Genomic DNA, 19,213 nt, shown 5'->3' on the forward strand with positions numbered 1-19,213 from the left:
GCGTACGGGCCGCCCACCGTCTGCCGTACGGTGGGCGGCCCGAGTGCGGTGTCGCCGTTCTAACCGGTCTTGGAGCCCGATGAGCTCGACCGCTTGAAGATCTTGTTGCCGAGCCACACCAGCGGGTCGTACTTCCGGTCGACGACGCGCTCCTTCATCGGGATCAGCGCGTTGTCAGTGATCTTGATGTGCTCGGGACAGACCTCGGTGCAGCACTTGGTGATGTTGCAGTAGCCGAGGCCGTGCTCCTCCTGCGCGGAGTCCTTGCGGTCGGCCACGTCGTACGGGTGCATGTCGAGCTCGGCGATCCGCATGAGGAACCGCGGACCGGCGAAGGAGGTCTTGTTCTCCTCGTGGTCGCGGATCACATGGCAGACGTTGTTGCACATGAAGCACTCGATGCACTTGCGGAACTCCTGGGACCGCTCGACGTCGATCTGCTGCATGCGGTACTCGCCGGGCTTGACGTTGTCCGGCGGGGTGAACGAGGGGATCTCGCGCGCCTTCTGGTAGTTGAACGACACGTCGGTGACCAGGTCCTTGATGACGGGAAAGGTACGCATCGGGGTCACGGTGATGGTCTCGTCCTCTTCGAACGTCGACATCCGCGTCATGCAACCGAGCCGGGGCTTGCCGTTGATCTCCATCGAACAGGAGCCGCACTTGCCGGCCTTGCAGTTCCACCGGACGGCGAGGTCGGGTGTCTGTGTGGCCTGCAACCTGTGGATGGCGTCGAGGACGACCTCGCCCTCGTTCACCTCCACGACGAAGTCCTCGAGGGCGCCCTCGCCGCCTTCGCCGCGCCAGATGCGGAACTTGGCCTTGTAACCCATCAGGACTCCTTAACGAGCGTGTCGTAGTCCGCCAGCTCATCGCCGGTGACGTACTTACTGAGCTCCGCCCGGTCGAACAGCTTGATCAGGTCCTCCCGCATGGGAGGCTGGTTCTTCTCCTCGATCGTGACCTCGCCGTCCGGGGTGACCCCGCACAGCAGCACCTTGCGCCGCCACTCGGCCGACATGCCGGGGAAGTCGTCACGGGTGTGCCCGCCGCGGCTCTCCTCCCGGATCAGCGCCGCGCGGGCGACGCACTCGGAGACGAGCAGCATGTTGCGCAGGTCGATCGCCAGGTGCCAGCCCGGGTTGTAGACGCGCCCGCCCGGCGCGCCGGCGTTGGCCGCACGCTCCTTGAGCTTCTCGACGACCTCCAGGGCCTCCTTGACCTCCTCGGCCTTGCGGATGATCCCGACGAGCTCGTTCATCGTGCGCTGGAGCTCGTGGTGGACCTCGTACGGGTTCTCCCCGCCCGTCCGCGAGAGGGGGGCCATGGCCTCGATCTCGGCCGTCTTCAGCGTCTCCTCCGGCGTGACGGGCCGGGCCGCGAGGCCGTCGACGTACTCCGCCGCGCCGGCGCCGGCGCGGCGGCCGAACACCAGCAGGTCGGACAGCGAGTTGCCGCCGAGGCGGTTGGAGCCGTGCATGCCGCCCGACACCTCACCCGCGGCGAACAGCCCCGGCACCGACGACGCGGCGGTGTCGGCGTCCACCTCGATGCCGCCCATGATGTAGTGGCAGGTGGGACCCACCTCCATGGGCTCGGCCGTGATGTCGACGTCGGCGAGCTCCTTGAACTGGTGGTGCATCGAGGGCAGCCGCTTGATGATCTCGGCGGCGGGAAGCCGGCTCGACACGTCCAGGAACACCCCGCCGTGCGGGGAGTTGCGACCGGCCTTCACCTCGGAGTTGATCGCCCGGGCGACCTCGTCACGCGGCAGCAGCTCCGGAGGGCGGCGGTTGTTGGCCTGGTCGTTGTACCAACGGTCGGCCTCCTCCTCCGTGGTGGCGTACTTGTCCTTGAACACCTCGGGGATGTAGTCGAACATGAACCGCTTGCCCTCGGAGTTGCGCAGCACCCCGCCGTCACCGCGTACGGACTCGGTGACCAGGATGCCGCGCACGGACGGCGGCCACACCATGCCGGTCGGGTGGAACTGGATGAACTCCATGTTGATCAGCTTGGCCCCGGCGAGCAGCGCCAGGGCGTGCCCGTCACCGGTGTACTCCCAGGAGTTGGAGGTCACGGTGTAGGACTTGCCGATGCCGCCGGTGGCCAGGACGACCGCCGGCGCGTCGAAGCAGATCAGGCGGCCGGTCTCGCGCCAGTAACCGAACGCGCCGCTGATGGCGGCACCCTCGGCGGGGCCCTGCTTCAGCAACTGCGTGATCGTGCACTCGGCGAAGACCTTGATGAACGCCTCGGGGTCGCCGTGCAGCTTCTCGTCCTCCTGCTGGAGGGCGACGACCCGCTGCTGGAGGGTGCGGATCAGCTCCAGGCCCGTGCGGTCGCCGACGTGGGCCAGCCGCGGGTACTCGTGGCCGCCGAAGTTGCGCTGGCTGATCTTGCCGTCCTTGGTGCGGTCGAACAGCGCGCCCCAGGCCTCCAGCTCCCAGACGCGGTCCGGGGCCTCCTTGGCGTGCAACTCGGCCATGCGCCAGTTGTTGAGGAACTTGCCACCCCGCATGGTGTCACGGAAGTGCACCATCCAGTTGTCGTCGGAGTTGACGTTTCCCATGGCCGCGGCGGCCCCGCCTTCGGCCATGACCGTGTGGGCCTTGCCGAACAGCGACTTGCAGACGATGGCTGTTCGCTTCCCCTGCTGCCGGGCCTCGATTGCCGCCCGGATGCCGGCGCCGCCCGCTCCGATGACGACGACGTCGTAGTCGTGACGCTCGATTTCCACTGTGATCCTTAAGCGAACGGGAAGTTGATGATGCCCTTGGAGACGAGCCGCACGTAGAGGTCCGCCAGCATCACGGAGTACATGGAGAGCCAGGCCAGCAGCATGTGCCTCGAGTTGAGCTTCGAGACGAAGGTCCACATCTTGTAGCGCACGGGGTGCTTGGAGAAGTGGTTGAGCCGGCCGGCCGTGATGTGGCGGCAGGAGTGGCAGCTCAGCGTGTACGCCCAGATCAGCACCACGTTGATCCACAGGATGGCCGTCCCGAGGCCGAAGTGACCCCAGTTGCCGTGGGCGTCGCGCAGAGCCAGGACCGCGTCCCAGGTCAGCACACCCGCGATGAGGATGGCGCCGTAGAAGAAGTAGCGGTGCACGTTCTGCATGATCAGCGGCAGGCGGGTCTCTCCGGTGTACTTCTTGTGCGGCTCGGAGACCGAACAGGCCGGCGGCGACAGCCAGAACGCGCGGTAGTAGCCCTTGCGGTAGTAGTAACAGGTGAAGCGGAACCCGGCCGGCAAGCCGAGGATCAGGATGCCGGGCGGCAGCTTCCACCAGTCGCCGAAGGGGGCGAGCCCGAGGAACCGCGCCCCCTCGGGACAGGACGTCGCGAGACAGGGCGACGAGAACGGGGCGATATAGGGCTCGATGAAGTAATTCGTGTCGAAGATCGCCCACAGGCCGTAGACGAGAAACGACGTGAGCGCCGCGAATGTGATAGCCGGGGCCAACCACCATCGGTCCGTACGCAGGGTGCGGGCCTTGATCTGGGCTCGCTGCTTTCTCTGCGCCGGTTCACTGGTCGGCCGGCCGGCCGTTGTCTGGGTCATCGGAGAACTCTCCACCTCCCGCGGACCCCCCTCGCCTCATAGGTGCGGGGTCCGGGCTTTCACATTTGGCTGGGTGCCGCGCGCGTTGTGGTTTCGCGCCGGTCACACAGCCGCGCGCGTGCCGGTGGGGGTCTACGTTACGACGGTGCGATACCTATGTGTGAGAACGGTCACTCACTTTTTCGACTGACCTGGTGTGATTCCTGTCACGTACCAGTCAGGCTCAGGAACGTTGACCCGTTCTTGGCAGTTTGACGACCGTCACGAAGAAGTCGTCGATCTGGCGAACCACCCTAATGAACTGGTCGAAGTCCACTGGCTTGGCCACATACGCGTTCGCATGCAGATGATAGCTCTTCAGGATGTCCTCTTCGGCCTCCGAGGTCGTGAGCACGACCACCGGGATGCTGCGGAGGTCGGCGTCGGCCTTGATGTCCTCCAGGACCTCCCTGCCGTCCTTACGGGGCAGGTTGAGGTCGAGCAGGATCAGGTCGGGCCTGGGCACGTCGCTGTACTCACCCTCCTGGCGCAGGAAGGCGATGGCCTGCTCGCCGTCGCTGACGACGTGCAGCTTGTTCTGGACCTTGTTGTGCTCGAAGGCCTCTTTGGTCAGCAGGACGTCCCCTGGGTCGTCCTCCACGAGAAGGACGTCGATGAAGCGGTAGTCATCCATGCGTTTCTCCAGGGATCGCGGGCAAGGTCCATCGGAAGGTCGTGCCTGACCGTCCGGGATCAAGGTCCTCCAGCCAGATCTTCCCACCGTGATACTCGACGATCTTCCTGCACAACGCCAAGCCGATGCCGGTTCCGGGATAGACGTCTCGTGGATGCAGGCGCTGAAATATCAGGAAGATTCGGTCAGCGTACTTGGTATCAACGCCGATGCCGTTATCCGCGCACGCGAACTCCCACATGTCGCCCTGGTCCTGCGCGGAGATGTGGACGCGCGGCGGCTCATTGGTGCGGAACTTCAAGGCATTCCCGATGAGGTTCTGGAAGAGCTGGGTGAGCAGCACCTTGTTTCCGAAGACCGAAGGGAGGTCGTCGTGGGTCACGATGGCGTCGGTGTCCTCGATCTGCGCCGACAGGTTCCCGATCGCGGTCTCCAGCACCTTCTGGACGTCCGTGGAGGCCTTCTCGCCGCCTAGACGCCCGACGCGTGAGAGGTCGAGCAGGTCGTTGATCAGCAGCTGCATGCGCTTGGCCCCGTCCACCGCGAAGGTGACGTACTGCTTGGCGCGCTCGTCGAGCTGGTCTCCGTACCTCTGGTCCAGCATCTGCGTGAAGCTCGCGACCTTGCGGAGCGGCTCCTGCAGGTCGTGGCTGGCGACGTAGGCGAACTGCTCCAGCTCGGCGTTGGACCGGCGCAGCTCCGCCGCCTGTTCCGAGAGCAGACGCTGGGCGTCGGCGGCGCGGCGCCACTCGCGCAGTATCCGCCCGCGCATGGCGTCGACCCGGCCGGACAGCTCCGCCAGCTCGGCCGGGCGGTCCACCTGCAGCGTACGGTCGAAGTCGCCGAGGGCCACGGCCCTGACCTGCTGGGTGAGCTGGGATATCGGCCGCAGCACGATGTACCTGACGATGAGGGTGAAGGTCACCGCGGCGCCCACGAAGACGAGTGCGAGCAGGCTCAGCACGAAGTAGAAGGTCCGCCAGCCCTCTTCTATACGGATGCTGCCGGTGTCGTGCATGCGGCTCAGATCGTCCTGCTGCGCCGAGAGCGCGGCCCGTACGGCGGTGTAGCGCCGGCTGTTGATCGGGGCGTAGGCGGTGGCCGTCTGCTTCTTCAGCGTCGGCACCTTGGCGATCACCACTTCGGCGTAGTCGCGGCGCCAGGCGGCGGAGGTCTCCACCAGGCGTACGAGATCGGCCTTGCTCTCCCGGTCGGGTATCTGGGCCATCAGCCTGGTCAGCTTCGCGATCGCGATCTTCTCGCCCTGCAGACCGGCCTTGTAGTCCTGGAGGTACTGGGCCTCGTTCGTGCGCCCGTAGGTGCGGATGGAGCTTTCCTGGGTGGACAGGGCCGTCGCGGCCTCCAGGGTGCCGAGGACGGCCGGGTCGATCACGTCGACGACGGACTCGCGGGCGAGCCGTAACTGGTTGATCGTCGCGATCGTGAGCCCTCCGGCCAATACGAAGATCAGCGCGGTCGTCATCCCGGCGATGAGGAACCATCGTCCGAGGGGAAGCCGCCCGAAGCCGCTCGGCGGCGCGGGCGAGGGCAGCGGCGCGGGCGGTGGAAGGGGGTCGGTCACCGGGCCCTCCGGCCGACGAGCACGGCGGCGAGGTCATCGCTGAGGGCATCCCTGTGCATTTCCTGCACGGCGGTGATGATGCGGTCGAGGTCGATCTCACCCTGCTCGCGGATCAGCCGGATGAGCCCTTCGGTGCCGAGCAGGTCGGGGCCGCCGCCCACCGTGGCCTCGATCAGCCCGTCGGTGTAGAGGAGCATCGACCAGTCGTCGCCGAGCTCCAGGTCGATCGTGGTCCAGTCGACGTCGTTGAAGATGCCCAGCGGTGGCCCGGAAGGGGTACCGGGCACGATGTCGAGGACGCCGCCGTCGACCCCGCCGCGTACGAGCAGCGGCGGCGGATGCCCGACCACGTGGAGCCGGGCCTGGCGAAGGTCCTCCTCGATCGTGACCATGCACATGGTCGTGAAGATCTCCGGTGACTTGCGCTCGTTGCGCAGCACCTTGTCGAGCGTCGTCAGCAGTTCGTTGCCCTGGTGGCCGGCGAGGACCAGGGTGCGCCAGGCGATGCGGAGGGCGACGCCCAGCGCCGCCTCGTCGGGGCCGTGGCCGCAGACGTCACCGATGACGACGTGCACGGCGCCGTCGGGAGTCTGAATGGTGTCCCAGAAGTCGCCCGCGAGCAGGGCCTGCCTGCGTCCGGGCAGATAACGCGCCTGGTGCTGCAGCCCGTCTCGTTCGAGCTCCTTCTTGAGCATGGGCACGGGCAGCAGGCCGTGCTCGAGCCGGGCGTTCTCACGGCTGAGGTGCTGGGCGTCGGCCAGGTTGCGCTGGGCGAGATCGGCGCGCTTGCGCTCGATGGCGTAGCTGATGGCGCGCGCGAGCAGCCGTTCGTCGACGTCCTGTTTGACCAAGTAGTCCTGCGCGCCGGCGGCGACGGCCTCGACCCCCACGTGGGCGTCGTTGAGGCCGGTGAGCACGAGCACGGCGGTGTTGGGCGCCATCGCGAGCACCTGCCGCAGCGCCTCCAGACCGGTGGCGTCGGGCAGGGAGAGATCGACCACCACGCACTGCACCTCGGAGGTCAGCCGGTCGCGGCTCTCGGCCAGACTGCGCGCCCAGATGATCTTGGGAGGCGTCGCCGCTGTCGCCAGCAGCTCCTCAACTAGGAACGCGTCACCCGCGTCGTCCTCGATGAGGAGGATGGTCTGCATCTCGGTCGGCGCCTCCGGCATGCCGGGCGAGAGCGCGGTCACAGGTGCCTCTTGTGAAGTGGTGGTTGACCTTGCCTGTTGCCCTGCACCATATAGCGAAAGTCGTCCAGACGCATGAATGTACGAAACCGTGACTTAGGGGTATGAACCATATGAAATGCCACTGCGGTACTGACCAGTAACCATGCAGGTTACCGGGCCGGTAAGCCGGCCAACCCGACACCCTGCGGCAGCGTTCCCTCCTCGGCGGCTTCGGACAGATAGGAAAGAAGCGTAGCGCGGAAGGCTTGGGCGGCCCTGGTCGGTTCGACGTCTTTGCGGTGAGCCAGGGCGATTGTTCTACGTAGCCCTGGAGGGGCGAGTGGAGTGCCCGACAGGCCCGGCCGGCCGTCGAGGACCATCGAGGGCACCACCGCGACTCCGAGCCCCGCCTCGACGAAGCGCAGCACCGCGTCCATCTCGCCGCCCTCGACCGCGAAGCGCGGCTCGAACCCGGCCTGGCGGCACGCGCTCAGCGTCGCGTCCCGCAGGTCGTACCCCCGGCGGAACATCACCAGCGGCCGGCCGCGCAGCTCGTCGATCCGGATGTACGGCTTGCGCACGCGCGTCGCGGTGGGGGACGCCACGACGAGGCTCTCCTGCAGGATCTCCTCGGTGATCAGCGACGGATCGCTGCTGTGCAGCGGCAGGATGATCAACGCCAGGTCGAGCTGGCCCCTGGCGAGGTCACGTACGAGATCGCGCGATCCGCCCTCCTCGACCAGCAGGTCGATGCCGGGATAGTCGAGGTGGAAGCGCGCCAGCGCGTCCGCCAGCAGCCCCGCGCAAAGAGAAGGTGTGGCGCCGAGTCGCACCCGCCCCCGGCGGAGCCCGGCCAGCTCGGCCACCTCGCGCCGGGCCGTGTCGGCGTCGGCGAGCATGCGGCGTGCGAGAGGCAGCAGCGCCTCACCCGCGGGGGTCAGGGTCACGTTGCCCCGGGCACGGCTGAACAGGGGCGCGCCGAGCTCGGTCTCCAGGGACTTGATCTGCTTGCTCAGCGACGGCTGGGCGACCCGCATCCGCTCGGCCGCGTGCGTGAAGTGGGAGGTCTCGGCCACAGCGACGAACGAGGCGAGTTGCTGTAGCTGCACGTCTCACAGCGTACGGTGACCGCCGCCGCGCGTCTGCGGCGCGCCGGGCTGTCCGCATTGTGAGATTGCTCGCATCCGCGTGCCGCCGTTCGGCCCCCGAGCCGTACGGAGCCATGGTTATAGCCATTGGCTATCGGAACCAGGCATCACATGACTTGGACGCTTGGAGCTTTGGTATCTAGCGTCCGAAGACGTGACATCGACGATCGACCGAGGTGCGGCCACCGCAGTGGTGACGCCCCGCGCCACGCCCCCGAAGACGCCGGCGCCGGGGAGGTCTCCGGGACTCCGGGGCTTCTTCAGGACCTCCAACGGCAAGAAGGCCGTCATGGCGGTGACCGGGGCCGTGCTCGTGCTCTTCCTCATCGCTCACATGGTGGGCAACCTGAAGATCTTCCTCGGTGCGGAGTCCTTCAACTCGTACGCCGAGTGGCTGCGCACCGTCGGTGAGCCCGCGGTGCCCGCCAGGACCGTGCTGACCCTCACCGAGATCGTGCTGGCCGGCGCGGTGGCGCTGCACATGTGGTCGGCGGTCTCGCTGGCCCGCCGCGCGTCCAAAGCCCGGCCGGTGAAGTACGTCGCCAGGAGGAAGTCGCAGGCAAGCGGGTACGTCGTGCGCACCATGCGGTACGGCGGCGTGATCATCGTGCTCTTCGTCATCTGGCACCTGCTCGACCTGACCTTCGGGACGGTCAACCCCAAGGGCTTCGGCGCCACGCCCTACGACCGCGTCGTGGCCGGTTTCGACCCCTCGCGCTGGTGGGTGACGGCCTTCTACCTTGTGGCCCTGGTCATGGTGGGCCTGCACCTGCGCCACGGCCTGTGGAGCGCGTTCCAGACGCTCGGCCTGACCAGCGGCGGCCGGCGCCGCACCCTGAACCTCTTCGCCGCGGTCTTCTCCACCCTGCTGGTCCTCGGCTTCGTCGCCGTCCCCATCGCCGTGATGATCGGAGCAGTGAAGTGAACTACACGATCGGCGAGCCGATTCGCGACGCGAAGGCCCCCGAGGGGCCGATCGAGGAGCGCTGGGACAAGCGCCGCTTCTCGGCCAAGCTGGTCAACCCGGCCAACAAGCGCAAGCTCAACGTCATCGTGGTCGGCACCGGGCTGGCCGGGGGATCGGCCGCCGCGACCCTCGGTGAACTGGGCTACAAGGTCAAGTCGTTCTGCTACCAGGACTCGCCCCGGCGCGCGCACTCGATCGCCGCGCAGGGCGGGATCAACGCGGCCAAGAACTACCGCGGCGACGGTGACTCGATCCACCGGCTGTTCTACGACACCGTCAAGGGCGGCGACTTCCGTGCCCGCGAGTCGAACGTCTACCGGCTCGCCCAGGTGAGCGTGAACATCATCGACCAGGCCGTGGCCCAGGGCGTGCCCTTCGCCCGCGAGTACGGCGGCCTGCTCGACACCCGTTCCTTCGGCGGCGCGCAGGTCTCCCGTACGTTCTACGCGCGCGGGCAGACGGGCCAGCAGCTTCTGCTGGGTGCGTACCAGGCGCTGGAGCGCCAGATCGCGGCCGGGACCGTCGAGATGCACACACGTCACGAGATGCTCGATCTGGTCATCAGCGACGGCCGGGCGCGCGGCGTCATCGTCCGCGACCTGGTGACCGGCGAGATCGAGACGCACCTCGCCGACGCCGTGGTCCTGGCGACCGGCGGGTACGGCAACGTGTTCTTCCTGTCGACCAACGCCAAGGGTTGCAACACCACGGCGATCTGGAGGGCGCACCAGCGCGGGGCCTACTTCGGCAATCCCTGCTACACGCAGATCCACCCGACCTGCATCCCGGTCAGCGGCGAGTACCAGTCGAAGCTGACGCTGATGTCGGAGTCGCTGCGGAACGACGGCCGGGTATGGGTGCCGCTGCGCAAGGGCGACGACCGGGTGCCGAGCGACATTCCAGAGGACGAGCGCGATTACTACCTAGAACGGATTTATCCCGCCTTCGGCAACCTGGTGCCGCGCGACATCGCCTCCCGGGCGGCCAAGAACGTGTGCGACGAGGGACGCGGCGTCGGGCCCGGCGGGCTGGGCGTCTACCTGGACTTCGCCGACGCGATCGGCCGCCTCGGCCGGGAGGCGGTCGAGCAGAAGTACGGCAACCTCTTCGAGATGTACGAGCGCATCACCGGCGAGGACCCCTACACCCGGCCCATGCGCATCTACCCGGCCGTCCACTACACGATGGGCGGCCTGTGGGTGGACTACGACCTGCAGTCGACGATCCCCGGCCTGTTCGTGATCGGGGAGGCCAACTTCTCCGACCACGGCGCCAACCGGCTGGGCGCCTCGGCCCTGATGCAGGGCCTCGCCGACGGCTACTTCGTGCTCCCCACCACCCTCGGCGACTATCTGGCGAACGGCCCCTTCGGGGAGGTCGACCAGGAGAGCGTCGACGAGGCGCTCGGCCAGGTCACCGGCAAGATCGGCCGGCTGCTGTCGGTCGACGGCACCCGCACGGCCGACTCCTACCACCGTGAGCTGGGCAAGCTCATGTGGGAGTACTGCGGCATGGAGCGCACCGAGGAGAGCCTGCGCAAGGCCATGGAGCGCATCCCGGAACTGCGCGAGGAGTTCTGGTCCAACGTCAAGGTGTCCGGCGACGAGGAGGGCCTCAACCAGGCGCTGGAGCGGGCCGGCCGGGTCGCGGACTTCTTCGACCTCGCCGAGCTGATGTGCCTGGACGCGCTGCACCGCACCGAGTCGTGCGGAGGCCACTTCCGGGCCGAGTCGCAGACCGAGGACGGCGAGGCGCTCCGCGACGACGAGAACTTCGCGTACGTGGCCGCCTGGGAGTACAGCCCTGACGGGGCGCCGGTGCTGCACAAGGAAGAGCTCGAATACGAATACGTCAAGATGACCCAGCGGAGCTACAAGTGAGCGCGGTCGGCCACGAAGAGCCCCGTACGGCGACCGAGGAACGGTAAGCGGAACCCATGAACCTCACCCTGAAGGTCTGGCGGCAGAACGGCCCCGCCGACAGCGGACGGATGATGACTTATCAGGTTAAGGACGTGTCGCCGGACATGTCCTTCCTGGAGATGCTGGACGTCCTGAACGAACGGCTCATCCTCGAAGGCGACGACCCCATCGCCTTCGACCACGACTGCCGCGAGGGCATCTGCGGCATGTGCGGCATGGTCATCAACGGTGTGGCCCACGGCGAGCAGCGGGCCACCACGACCTGCCAGCTCCACATGCGCCACTTCGAGGACGGCGCGACGATCACCATCGAGCCCTGGCGGGCGGCCCCCTTCCCCGTGGTCAAGGACCTCGTCGTCGACCGCGGCTCCTTCGACCGCATCATCCAGGCCGGCGGCTTCATCTCCGTGCCCGCGGGCTCGGCTCCGGACGCGCACAGCCTCCCGGTCAAGAAGGACGACGCGGACGACGCCTTCGACGCGGCGACCTGCATCGGCTGCGGCGCCTGCGTGGCGGCCTGCCCCAACGGCTCGGCGTCCCTGTTCACCGCTGCCAAGATCACCCACCTGGGTCTGCTCCCGCAGGGCCAGCCCGAGCGCGACGCGCGTGCCGTGGCGATGGTGGAACAGATGGACCTCGAAGGCTTCGGCGGCTGCACCAACACCGGCGAATGCACCGCGGTCTGCCCCAAGGGCATCTCGCTGGACGTCATCGGCCAGATGAACCGCGACTACCTCAAGGCCGCCAGATAACGCCCTGTCTTATGAGGCCCATGCCGCACGGCATGGGCCTCACCTGTTTCAGCACACTCTACGCAACATCACCGAAAGTTATCTGAAACTTTCGGCGGTGGTGGCTTTGATCTGATCATTAGTCAGAGGCTTTCATCGAAGTGCCTGTCGGCGAGATCAATAGGTCCAACTCGCTGAACAGGCTAGATACCCCTTTGGAAAAACTCTCATCAAGATCAAGTTTCCGATATATTTCTGAAAGTTATTGACAGTCAGAAGCGTCAGTCACATAATTTCGCCATCGACGGACCTCATCGGCCCTCGATCCGGGTCACCCGCCACGACCTGGTCCACCGGTCGTCGATCGCACGACGACCGGCTACCCCGCCGCGTGTACGACGTCTGCGCGCGGCGGGCCGTCACCTCTGTGCCGCCGACAGCCCTACCGGGTTTGTCTCACGCTGCCCGGCCTCCCGGCCGGCCTTCCCGAGAAGGAAGCACGCACATGAACGAGGGCCCCGCCCACCCGTACAGCCGCAGACGTGGCCAGACGATACGGCTCGTCGGCCGTGCCTGCGCCGTAGTGCTGGTCGCGGTCATAACGATGCTGCCCGGCATCGCCAACGCGGCCATAACCACCAATCAGACCGGCACTAATAACGGCTACTTCTACTCGTTCTGGACCGACAGTCAGGGGTCGGTCTCCATGGAATTGGGATCCGGCGGCAACTACAGCACCTCATGGCGCAACACCGGGAACTTCGTCGCCGGTAAGGGCTGGAACCCTGGGGGGCGTCGGACCGTCACCTACTCGGGGAGCTTCAACCCGTCCGGCAACGCGTACCTGACCCTCTACGGGTGGACGAGGAACCCGCTCGTGGAGTACTACATCGTCGACAACTGGGGCACCTACCGGCCCACCGGAACCTTCAAGGGCACGGTCACCAGCGACGGTGGGACGTACGACATCTACCAGACGACGCGGTACAACGCCCCGTCCATCGAGGGCACCAGGACGTTCAACCAGTACTGGAGCGTCCGCCAGCAGAAGAAGACCGGTGGCACCATCAACGCGGGCAACCACTTCGACGCATGGTCTCGTGCCGGCATGAGCCTGGGCAACCATGACTACATGATCATGGCGACCGAGGGCTACCAGAGCAGCGGAAGCTCCAACATCACGATCGGCGGCTCCGGCAACCCGACCACGCCTCCGCCCACTGGCGGTGGCTGCTCGGCCAGCTGGAGCCAGGGTCAGCAGTGGTCCGACCGCTTCAACCTGACGGCCAACGTCTCGGGCGCCAGCAACTGGACCGTCACGATCACGCTTGGGAGCGGCCAGACGCTGCAGAACTCCTGGAACGCCAGTGTCAGCACCAGCGGGAACACCGTGACGGCGCGCCCGAACGGTGCCGGCAACTCCTTCGGCATCACCGTCCAGCACAGTGGGAACACGAACTGGCCGAGCATCTCCTGCAGCGCGGGCTGACCTTCCAGCACCCGGAACACCGCACCTGTGGCGCGGCGGCCCATGGCCGCCGCGCCGCACTGCCTCAGCCGGCCTTCCGGCGGTGGTGATCTCCCTCGCCACCTTGCCGAGGCGGCCGAACCGGCTCTCCTTCACTGACACAAGGCGTCAGTGGTGTGGCCCTACGGTCCAGGCATGGCTTCCCGGCCTGCGTGCCTGATCGCACCCCCCGAGGCAGTGAAGGAGACCGCTCATGAACGATTTCGACTTCTACACCGGCACCTGGGACGTCACCAACCGGCGGCGGACGGACTTTCTCCAGGAAACGTGCTTCTACGAGGAAGCGACCGAGTGGGAGGAGTTCCCGGCCGTCAGCCGCGCCTCCCGTCATTTCGAGGGCGGGGCGAACTTCGACGAGATCGAGTTCCCCACCAAGGGCTTCGGCGGCCTCACCCTGCGGCTGTACGACCCCGAACGCGAGGAATGGTCCCTGTACTGGGTCAACAGCCGTGACGGCAAGCTGACCACGCCCGTCGTCGGCCGGTTCGTCGACGGGCGGGGCGAGTTCTACGGGGACGACACCCTCGTCGGCAAGGACATCCGCGTGCGCTACATCTGGTCGGGCATCACCGCGGACTCCGCCCGCTGGGAGCAGGCGTTCTCCGTGGACGGCGAGAAGACCTGGATCACCAACTGGATCATGGATTCGACCCGCAGGCCTTGAGCCGCCACAGGCGCGACGTCCGGCGGTCATCAATCGTCGGGACGGCACTTTCCACCATCCTGGGTGATTACTCGCCATGCCCTGGTTCCGAAATGGGAATCCGCTCAGGAAAGGGTGAGGCAACCTATTCTCTTGCGTTATCTCATCCGGTGAGAATGGCTCTGGCCGACCATGCTGATAGCCTTTAAAATACGGAGTACCAGCGCAGTGGCAGGTGTCTTCCCGTAAGGCGCTCAACGGCCGATCGCGGGCCCAGGGGGCCCGCGGAATAGCACGAAAGTCCTCGCCGCCGATCGTGGTGACCGGCGGCGACGACTTCGTCATCCAGGTGGCCGTGCGCCACACCGGTCACCTGAAGGGTCTCTTCCTCGACCACGTCGTCCGGCCCCGGAGCGCCGCCGACGTGCGCGCCTCAACGGTCTACGGCCACATCCGCAGGAGGTTCTTCCTCCAGAAACGCCGAGCTCTCCGCGCACCCGCCATGGACGAGAGCCCGGTGGTGGCCACGTCACCAGCAGGGACGTCGGCCGTCGGGGAATGTCGCGTATCCGGGTGGCAGGAAGTGGTCACCGGCGCGCAGCTTGCTGCCGCCCATTCGTCTGGTTCGTGGGTTGTGATTCCCGCAGAGTTGTTTGTGCGAGAACAAATACACAGCCCTCAAGAAAGAGACGAAGAAATGACGAACTCCACCATCTCCACCCGCTCCGCCGGCACCACCTGGGACTCGTACTCCCGCGCCGCCGGAACCACCTGGGACGGTTACTCCCGCGCCGCCGGCACCACCTGGGACTAAGAATCGCGACCAACCCGCGTAACCGCTTATCGAACCCAATACAAAAGAACACGGCTCGACAGTACAGACAAGCTTCACCCAGCCGGCTGAGACCATCCATATCGATTCGATGGCACCGGCGCACATCGCGGCGGCCAGGTCAACGCCGAGGCATCTCCCTCAAGGCCCGACCGGCCCGATCACCCCGTACAGCGGCCCGCCGCGCCGGCACTCTCGCCGCTCACCTCTTGCTGACACCCGCTGGAGACCGTGACACGGTCATGCCAGGGGAAGGTCTCATGCACTGACCCGACCGCCGTCGACGGCCGGTCGGCGTCCGGCACTCACATGGCTGCGTATGCGCTATTCCCTCGGGTGGTGCCTGACCTGGTGTTACTCACCCGTGCCCTCCTCGGGCCGAAGGTGCCCGGTCCTCACCGGTCCACGTGCCGCGGGGATCTACGGGACGGTGCCTATCCCCGCGTGGATATCTGCTGTACGCCCCAGCGGTTGCCGTCCGGGTCGCTGAAGAAGACGAACCCGACGTTGTCGAGAGCGTTCGGTACAGGCCGGGGATTCTCGCCGAGGACCTGGACCTCGCTGACCTCCACCCCGCGTTCCACGAGCTGGGCCCGCGCCTTGTGGATGTCGGAGACCACGAGTTGCAGGCCCTGGAGCGAGCCTGGCGGCATGTCGGGGGCGACTCCCTTCCCTATGACGATGGAGCAGCCCGACCCCGGAGGGGTCAACTGGACGATGCGCACCTCGTCGCCGGCTCTGGTGTCGTGGTCGACGGCGAAGCCGAGTTGATCGGCGTAAAACGCCTTGGCGCGGTCAACGTCCGATACCGGGACGATGACCACTTCCAGCGTCCAATTCATGGATGTCTCCACTTCTTTGCTGTGATTTGTCGGTGGTCAGCGGGACCGGAGCAACTCGGCGAGCCGGGCGTAGCCCTCTGCGACGCCGCGGGCCATGGGATAGCGGAGTACGGTGTCCCGGCCCTCCCGCGTCGAGTACAGCACCGTGCTGGTCAGCGTGGTCCTGCCGTCGTGCTCGGCGAATTCGTGGGTGACCAGTGACCTTCCAGGGTAGGACTGGTCGTCGAACAATTCGGTGTAGACCAGGCGGCCGGGTGGCACGATCTCGAGGTACACACCGCCATGGCCCATGTCCGTGCCGTCGGGGCCACGAGACACGAAGCGCCAGCTCCCGCCGACGCGCAGGTCGACTTCGCAGACGACCAGGTTCCAGCCGCGCGCTCCGAGCCAGCGCTTGAGCAACTCGGGCTTGCTCCACGCGTCGAACACCAGGTGGCGGGGCGCTTCGAAGGTCCGGGTCAGTACGATCGCCCGGTCGCCCGGCGTCGTCACGCTCAGGGCTTGGGGGTCGTTCATGAGCGCCTATCCCTTGGAGGGCTCTTCGCCCTTGAGCTCGTCGAGCAGGGCGTCGAGGCGCTGGTAGCTGTCCTCCCAGTAGTCCCGGTAGTTCTCGAGCCAGTCGGTGGCGGCCTTGAGCGGGCGCGCCTCCAGCCGGCACGGCCGCCGTTGAGCGTCGCGGCCGCGGGAGATGAGGCCGGCGCGCTCCAGCACCTTGAGGTGCTTGGACACCGCCGGCTGGCTCATGTGGAACGGCGCCGCCAGCTCCGTCACCGTGGCCTCTCCTGACGCCAGCCGGGCGAGGATCGCCCGGCGCGTCGGATCGGCCAGCGCGGCGAACGTCGCGTCGAGCAGGTCCGGACTCATGCTTTATAACCCTTCAGTTTAATAACCTGATGGTTTTATACAGGGGCTTCGTGCGAGCTGTCAAGCGTGATCACGCGGGGCCTGGATGAGGTGGATGCCTCCATCAGGGGTGATGTCGGCCGTCGCTGAATGTCGCGTATCCGGGTGGCAGGAAGTGGTCACGGGCGCGCAGCTTGCTGCCGTCCATTCATCTGGTTCGTGGGTTGTGAATGCCGCAGAGTTGTTTGTGCGAGAACAAATACACAGCCCTCAAGAAAAGAGACGAAGAAATGACGAACTCCACCATCTCCACCCGCTCCGCCGGCACCACCTGGGACTCGTACTCCCGCACCGCCGGAACCACCTGGGACGGTTACTCCCGCGCCGCCGGCACCACCTGGGACTAAGAATACGAACCGCCGAATCCGAAACGACGCACCAAATGTAATCCGGGATGACATCCCGGGCCCCGGTGAACAACTGAAAAGCACATCCGCTCCACAGCACATGAGTGATCCCCGACGCGCCGGCTAAGACCATTCGCATCTGATTCGATGGCACCGGCAAAGCATCAAACGTCGATTCCCGGACGAGTCTCCGACGCCGAGACCCGCCTCCCTGGCCGACCGGCCACACCGACACACCAGCCGGTCCCACGCCCGTGCCCCATCGGCCCAGCCGAACCCGGGACGACCACGGCCCCGCCTTCCGCTACCCGGCCCCCTCCGGTCCCGCGTGAGCCCGACTCCGAGTCGGACGGGTCCGGCCTGCCTTTCAGGGATGACGTGGCGGCTGTCGTGTAGCTCCCGATGGACACGGGAGGCCCTGTGCCGACGTCGGCGGAGGCCCTGTGCCGACGTCGTCCCCCTCTCGGTGTCGCAGACAGGGAACGCCCTGGCCAGCGGTGATGACGGCGCCTTGGCGATGCCGGAGACATGTCACGCGTATGGGTGGCAGGAAGTGGTCACGGGCGCGCAGCTTGCTGCCGTCCATTCATCTGGTTTGTGGGTTGTGAATGCCGCAGAGTTGTTTGTGAGAGAACAAATACACAGCCCTCAAGAAAAGAGACAAAGAAATGACGAACTCCACCATCTCCACCCGCTCCGCCGGCACCACCTGGGACTCGTACTCCCGCACCGCCGGAACCACCTGGGACGGTTACTCCCGCGCCGCCGGAACCACCTGGGACTAAGAATAAGAAATCAGCGAACACCATACGATGAACCGCATCCGGATCTGACGGTTCTCCAGTCCTAAGAAATACCGATACGCTCCTCGCTCGACAGCAAAGTGAACAGCCCGACCAAGCCGGCTAAGACCAGTCGCATCTGATTCGATGGCACCGGCAAAGCATCAAAGGGTCGTATATCAAAGCACAGGCCGACGCCGAGTCACACCCTTCCGGCCACCGGCCAGCACACCACCCACCGCCTCAGCCGCAACGGCTCTCACGACGCTGGGTCCCCACCTCCTCAAGCTCCGCCCCTCTCGGCCTGTCGGCCAGTTCGGGTCTGCTCTCGACCTAGTTCGGCCCCACTTGCGGCCGAATCCAACGGTGGTGATGCCGGGCAGGGGGTTGTAGAGCACCTCCAGTGGCCCCGGTGATGATTGGTGCACTGCTCCCGGCCTGTCGGTCAGTTCGGTTCCCTTGGTGGGGTCACGTCCAGCGGAGTGGTGGCCGCGTTGGGCGGTGGTGGTGTCGGGCAGGGGTTGTGGAGCTCCTCCAGTGGCCCGGGGTGAAGGTTGGTGCACTGCTTGGTTTTGTTCGCGTCCAGGAGGAACGTTTGTCGATGAAACTCGGCAACACCCCTGATCACAGCGATGTCGTGTCGATGAGTTTTGGCAACACCCTGGCCCTTGCGGTGAGAGCATCAAAGTGCTGCTCGCCGCAAAGGGGACCCGATGCGTCGCAGTCCAAGACTGAGCTCTACGCGGCGATCCGACGCGACGTGCGAGGTGGGATGTCGATCCGCGCCGCGATGCGCAAGTACTCGGTGTCCTATCCCACGGTGACCAAGGCGATGACGTCGGCGTGGCCCGAACCACGTAAAAACCGTCCGCGCGGCCGACCCGTTTGGATGTCTACAAGCCGCTGATCGACGCGATGCTCCTGGCGGACTTGGACGCCCCTCGAAAGCAGCGCCACACTGAAACGAGAATCTTTGACCGGCTGGTCGATGAGCACGGCGCGGTGGACGTCTCTTATGGGATCGTGCGCCGTTACGTCGCTGAAAGGCGCCCGCAGATCCGCGTCGAGGCAGGTCGCGGGCCGGTGGAGGCGTTCATCGCCCAAAGCCACCGCCCCGGCGCCGAGGCCGAGGTCGATTTCGGTGATGTGACGGTGCGCCTGGCCGGGGAGCAGGTGATCTGTTACCTGTTCAGCTTGCGCCTGTCCTACTCCGGTAAGGCGGTGCACCGGGTTTTCCTCTCTTGCGGCCAGGAGGCGTTCTTCGAGGGCCACGTCCACGCTCTGACCGTGCTGGGCGGAGTGCCCTTCGGCAAGATCCGCTACGACAACCTCAAAGCCGCGGTCGCCCAGATCCTGGGATTCTCACGCCAGCGGGTAGAGACCGAACGCTGGACCGCGTTTCGCTCTCACTACGGCATCGAAAGCTTCTACTGCCGCCCCGGTATCGAGGGCGCGCACGAAAAGGGCGGCGTGGAGGGCCAGATCGGATGGTTTCGCCGCAACCACTTCGTCCCGGTGCCTTCTCTGAACTATTCGCCGAGCTTGCGACGTGCGAAGAGAACGGCTTGTGAGACCTC

The 19,213-nt window shown here is 66.3% G+C and carries 17 protein-coding genes; 7 read left to right on the forward strand and 10 right to left on the reverse strand.

Going from position 1 to position 19,213, the window contains the following annotated elements:
• Nucleotides 1-59: 59 nt before the first annotated feature.
• The 7 genes from ABD810_RS34655 to ABD810_RS34685 all read right to left on the reverse strand — a co-directional run bounded on the left by ABD810_RS34655 (nt 60) and on the right by ABD810_RS34685 (nt 8,100).
• The gene (locus tag ABD810_RS34655) at nt 60-833 is read right to left on the reverse strand and encodes a succinate dehydrogenase/fumarate reductase iron-sulfur subunit (RefSeq protein ID WP_344950768.1); all 774 of its coding nucleotides are present in this window, start codon (nt 831-833) and stop codon (nt 60-62) included.
• Nucleotides 833-2,740: a fumarate reductase/succinate dehydrogenase flavoprotein subunit gene (locus ABD810_RS34660; RefSeq protein ID WP_344950770.1), complete on the reverse strand. Its 1,908-nt coding sequence runs from the start codon at nt 2,738-2,740 to the stop codon at nt 833-835. Before ABD810_RS34660 ends, ABD810_RS34655 begins: the two co-directional genes overlap by 1 nt.
• Before the next feature lie 8 nt (nt 2,741-2,748).
• The gene (locus ABD810_RS34665) at nt 2,749-3,564 is read right to left on the reverse strand and encodes a hypothetical protein (RefSeq protein ID WP_344950773.1); all 816 of its coding nucleotides are present in this window, start codon (nt 3,562-3,564) and stop codon (nt 2,749-2,751) included.
• A gap of 223 nt (nt 3,565-3,787) precedes the next feature.
• Nucleotides 3,788-4,237: a response regulator gene (locus ABD810_RS34670; protein ID WP_344950776.1), complete on the reverse strand. Its 450-nt coding sequence runs from the start codon at nt 4,235-4,237 to the stop codon at nt 3,788-3,790.
• Nucleotides 4,230-5,819: a sensor histidine kinase gene (locus tag ABD810_RS34675; RefSeq protein ID WP_344950779.1), complete on the reverse strand. Its 1,590-nt coding sequence runs from the start codon at nt 5,817-5,819 to the stop codon at nt 4,230-4,232. Before ABD810_RS34675 ends, ABD810_RS34670 begins: the two co-directional genes overlap by 8 nt.
• A complete protein-coding gene (locus ABD810_RS34680; protein ID WP_344950782.1) occupies nt 5,816-7,012 on the reverse strand; it encodes a PP2C family protein-serine/threonine phosphatase in 1,197 nt (398 codons plus the stop codon). Before ABD810_RS34680 ends, ABD810_RS34675 begins: the two co-directional genes overlap by 4 nt.
• Nucleotides 7,013-7,161: 149 nt before the next feature.
• Nucleotides 7,162-8,100 (reverse strand): LysR family transcriptional regulator, encoded by a 939-nt coding sequence (locus ABD810_RS34685; protein WP_344950785.1) that lies wholly within the window; start codon nt 8,098-8,100, stop codon nt 7,162-7,164.
• 232 nt (nt 8,101-8,332) lie between these two features.
• Here ABD810_RS34685 and ABD810_RS34690 point away from each other — a divergent pair, with 232 nt between their 5' ends.
• The 5 genes from ABD810_RS34690 (at nt 8,333) to ABD810_RS34710 (ending at nt 13,951) form a co-directional block, all read left to right on the forward strand.
• On the forward strand, nt 8,333-9,064 hold the full coding sequence (locus ABD810_RS34690) for a succinate dehydrogenase cytochrome b subunit (RefSeq protein ID WP_425567008.1): 732 nt from the start codon (nt 8,333-8,335) through the stop codon (nt 9,062-9,064).
• Complete coding sequence (locus ABD810_RS34695; RefSeq protein ID WP_344950790.1) at nt 9,061-10,986, forward strand: fumarate reductase/succinate dehydrogenase flavoprotein subunit; 1,926 nt, start codon at nt 9,061-9,063, stop codon at nt 10,984-10,986. Before ABD810_RS34690 ends, ABD810_RS34695 begins: the two co-directional genes overlap by 4 nt.
• Before the next feature lie 56 nt (nt 10,987-11,042).
• On the forward strand, nt 11,043-11,780 hold the full coding sequence (locus tag ABD810_RS34700) for a succinate dehydrogenase/fumarate reductase iron-sulfur subunit (protein ID WP_344950793.1): 738 nt from the start codon (nt 11,043-11,045) through the stop codon (nt 11,778-11,780).
• Nucleotides 11,781-12,264: 484 nt separating this feature from the next.
• Nucleotides 12,265-13,248: a glycoside hydrolase family 11 protein gene (locus ABD810_RS34705; protein WP_344950796.1), complete on the forward strand. Its 984-nt coding sequence runs from the start codon at nt 12,265-12,267 to the stop codon at nt 13,246-13,248.
• A gap of 232 nt (nt 13,249-13,480) precedes the next feature.
• Nucleotides 13,481-13,951, forward strand: coding sequence for a hypothetical protein (locus ABD810_RS34710; RefSeq protein WP_344950799.1), 471 nt, complete (start codon nt 13,481-13,483; stop codon nt 13,949-13,951).
• Nucleotides 13,952-15,196: 1,245 nt separating this feature from the next.
• On the opposite strand, the gene ABD810_RS34715 is transcribed toward ABD810_RS34710, so the two are convergent.
• From ABD810_RS34715 to ABD810_RS34725, 3 genes are read right to left on the reverse strand one after another with little or no spacing between them, the layout of a single operon-like run.
• Nucleotides 15,197-15,604, reverse strand: coding sequence for a VOC family protein (locus ABD810_RS34715; protein WP_344950802.1), 408 nt, complete (start codon nt 15,602-15,604; stop codon nt 15,197-15,199).
• A gap of 36 nt (nt 15,605-15,640) precedes the next feature.
• A complete protein-coding gene (locus ABD810_RS34720; protein ID WP_344950805.1) occupies nt 15,641-16,120 on the reverse strand; it encodes an SRPBCC family protein in 480 nt (159 codons plus the stop codon).
• Nucleotides 16,121-16,126: 6 nt separating this feature from the next.
• A complete protein-coding gene (locus ABD810_RS34725; protein ID WP_344950808.1) occupies nt 16,127-16,468 on the reverse strand; it encodes an ArsR/SmtB family transcription factor in 342 nt (113 codons plus the stop codon).
• A gap of 1,691 nt (nt 16,469-18,159) precedes the next feature.
• Here ABD810_RS34725 and ABD810_RS34730 point away from each other — a divergent pair.
• The gene (locus ABD810_RS34730; protein WP_344950810.1) at nt 18,160-18,543 is read left to right on the forward strand and encodes a hypothetical protein; all 384 of its coding nucleotides are present in this window, start codon (nt 18,160-18,162) and stop codon (nt 18,541-18,543) included.
• Nucleotides 18,522-19,213, forward strand: a 692-nt coding sequence (locus ABD810_RS34735) for a transposase (protein ID WP_486387632.1), incomplete at its 3' end; no start/stop codon positions are given. The genes ABD810_RS34730 and ABD810_RS34735, both read left to right, overlap by 22 nt.

Origin of the sequence: Sphaerisporangium flaviroseum, from assembly GCF_039537005.1 — a bacterium.
GTDB classification, from domain to species: domain Bacteria; phylum Actinomycetota; class Actinomycetes; order Streptosporangiales; family Streptosporangiaceae; genus Sphaerisporangium; species Sphaerisporangium flaviroseum.

Bases quoted from the DNA above. Each gene is read 5' to 3' on its own strand.
- ABD810_RS34655 (WP_344950768.1), bottom strand. From the start codon at position 833: ATGGGTTACAAGGCCAAGTTCCGCATCTGGCGCGGCGAAGGCGGCGAG.
- ABD810_RS34715 (WP_344950802.1), bottom strand. From the start codon at position 15,604: ATGAATTGGACGCTGGAAGTGGTCATCGTCCCGGTATCGGACGTTGAC.
- ABD810_RS34720 (WP_344950805.1), bottom strand. From the start codon at position 16,120: ATGAACGACCCCCAAGCCCTGAGCGTGACGACGCCGGGCGACCGGGCG.
- ABD810_RS34705 (WP_344950796.1), top strand. From the start codon at position 12,265: ATGAACGAGGGCCCCGCCCACCCGTACAGCCGCAGACGTGGCCAGACG.
- ABD810_RS34700 (WP_344950793.1), top strand. From the start codon at position 11,043: ATGAACCTCACCCTGAAGGTCTGGCGGCAGAACGGCCCCGCCGACAGC.
- ABD810_RS34670 (WP_344950776.1), bottom strand. From the start codon at position 4,237: ATGGATGACTACCGCTTCATCGACGTCCTTCTCGTGGAGGACGACCCA.
- ABD810_RS34725 (WP_344950808.1), bottom strand. From the start codon at position 16,468: ATGAGTCCGGACCTGCTCGACGCGACGTTCGCCGCGCTGGCCGATCCG.
- ABD810_RS34665 (WP_344950773.1), bottom strand. From the start codon at position 3,564: ATGACCCAGACAACGGCCGGCCGGCCGACCAGTGAACCGGCGCAGAGA.
- ABD810_RS34710 (WP_344950799.1), top strand. From the start codon at position 13,481: ATGAACGATTTCGACTTCTACACCGGCACCTGGGACGTCACCAACCGG.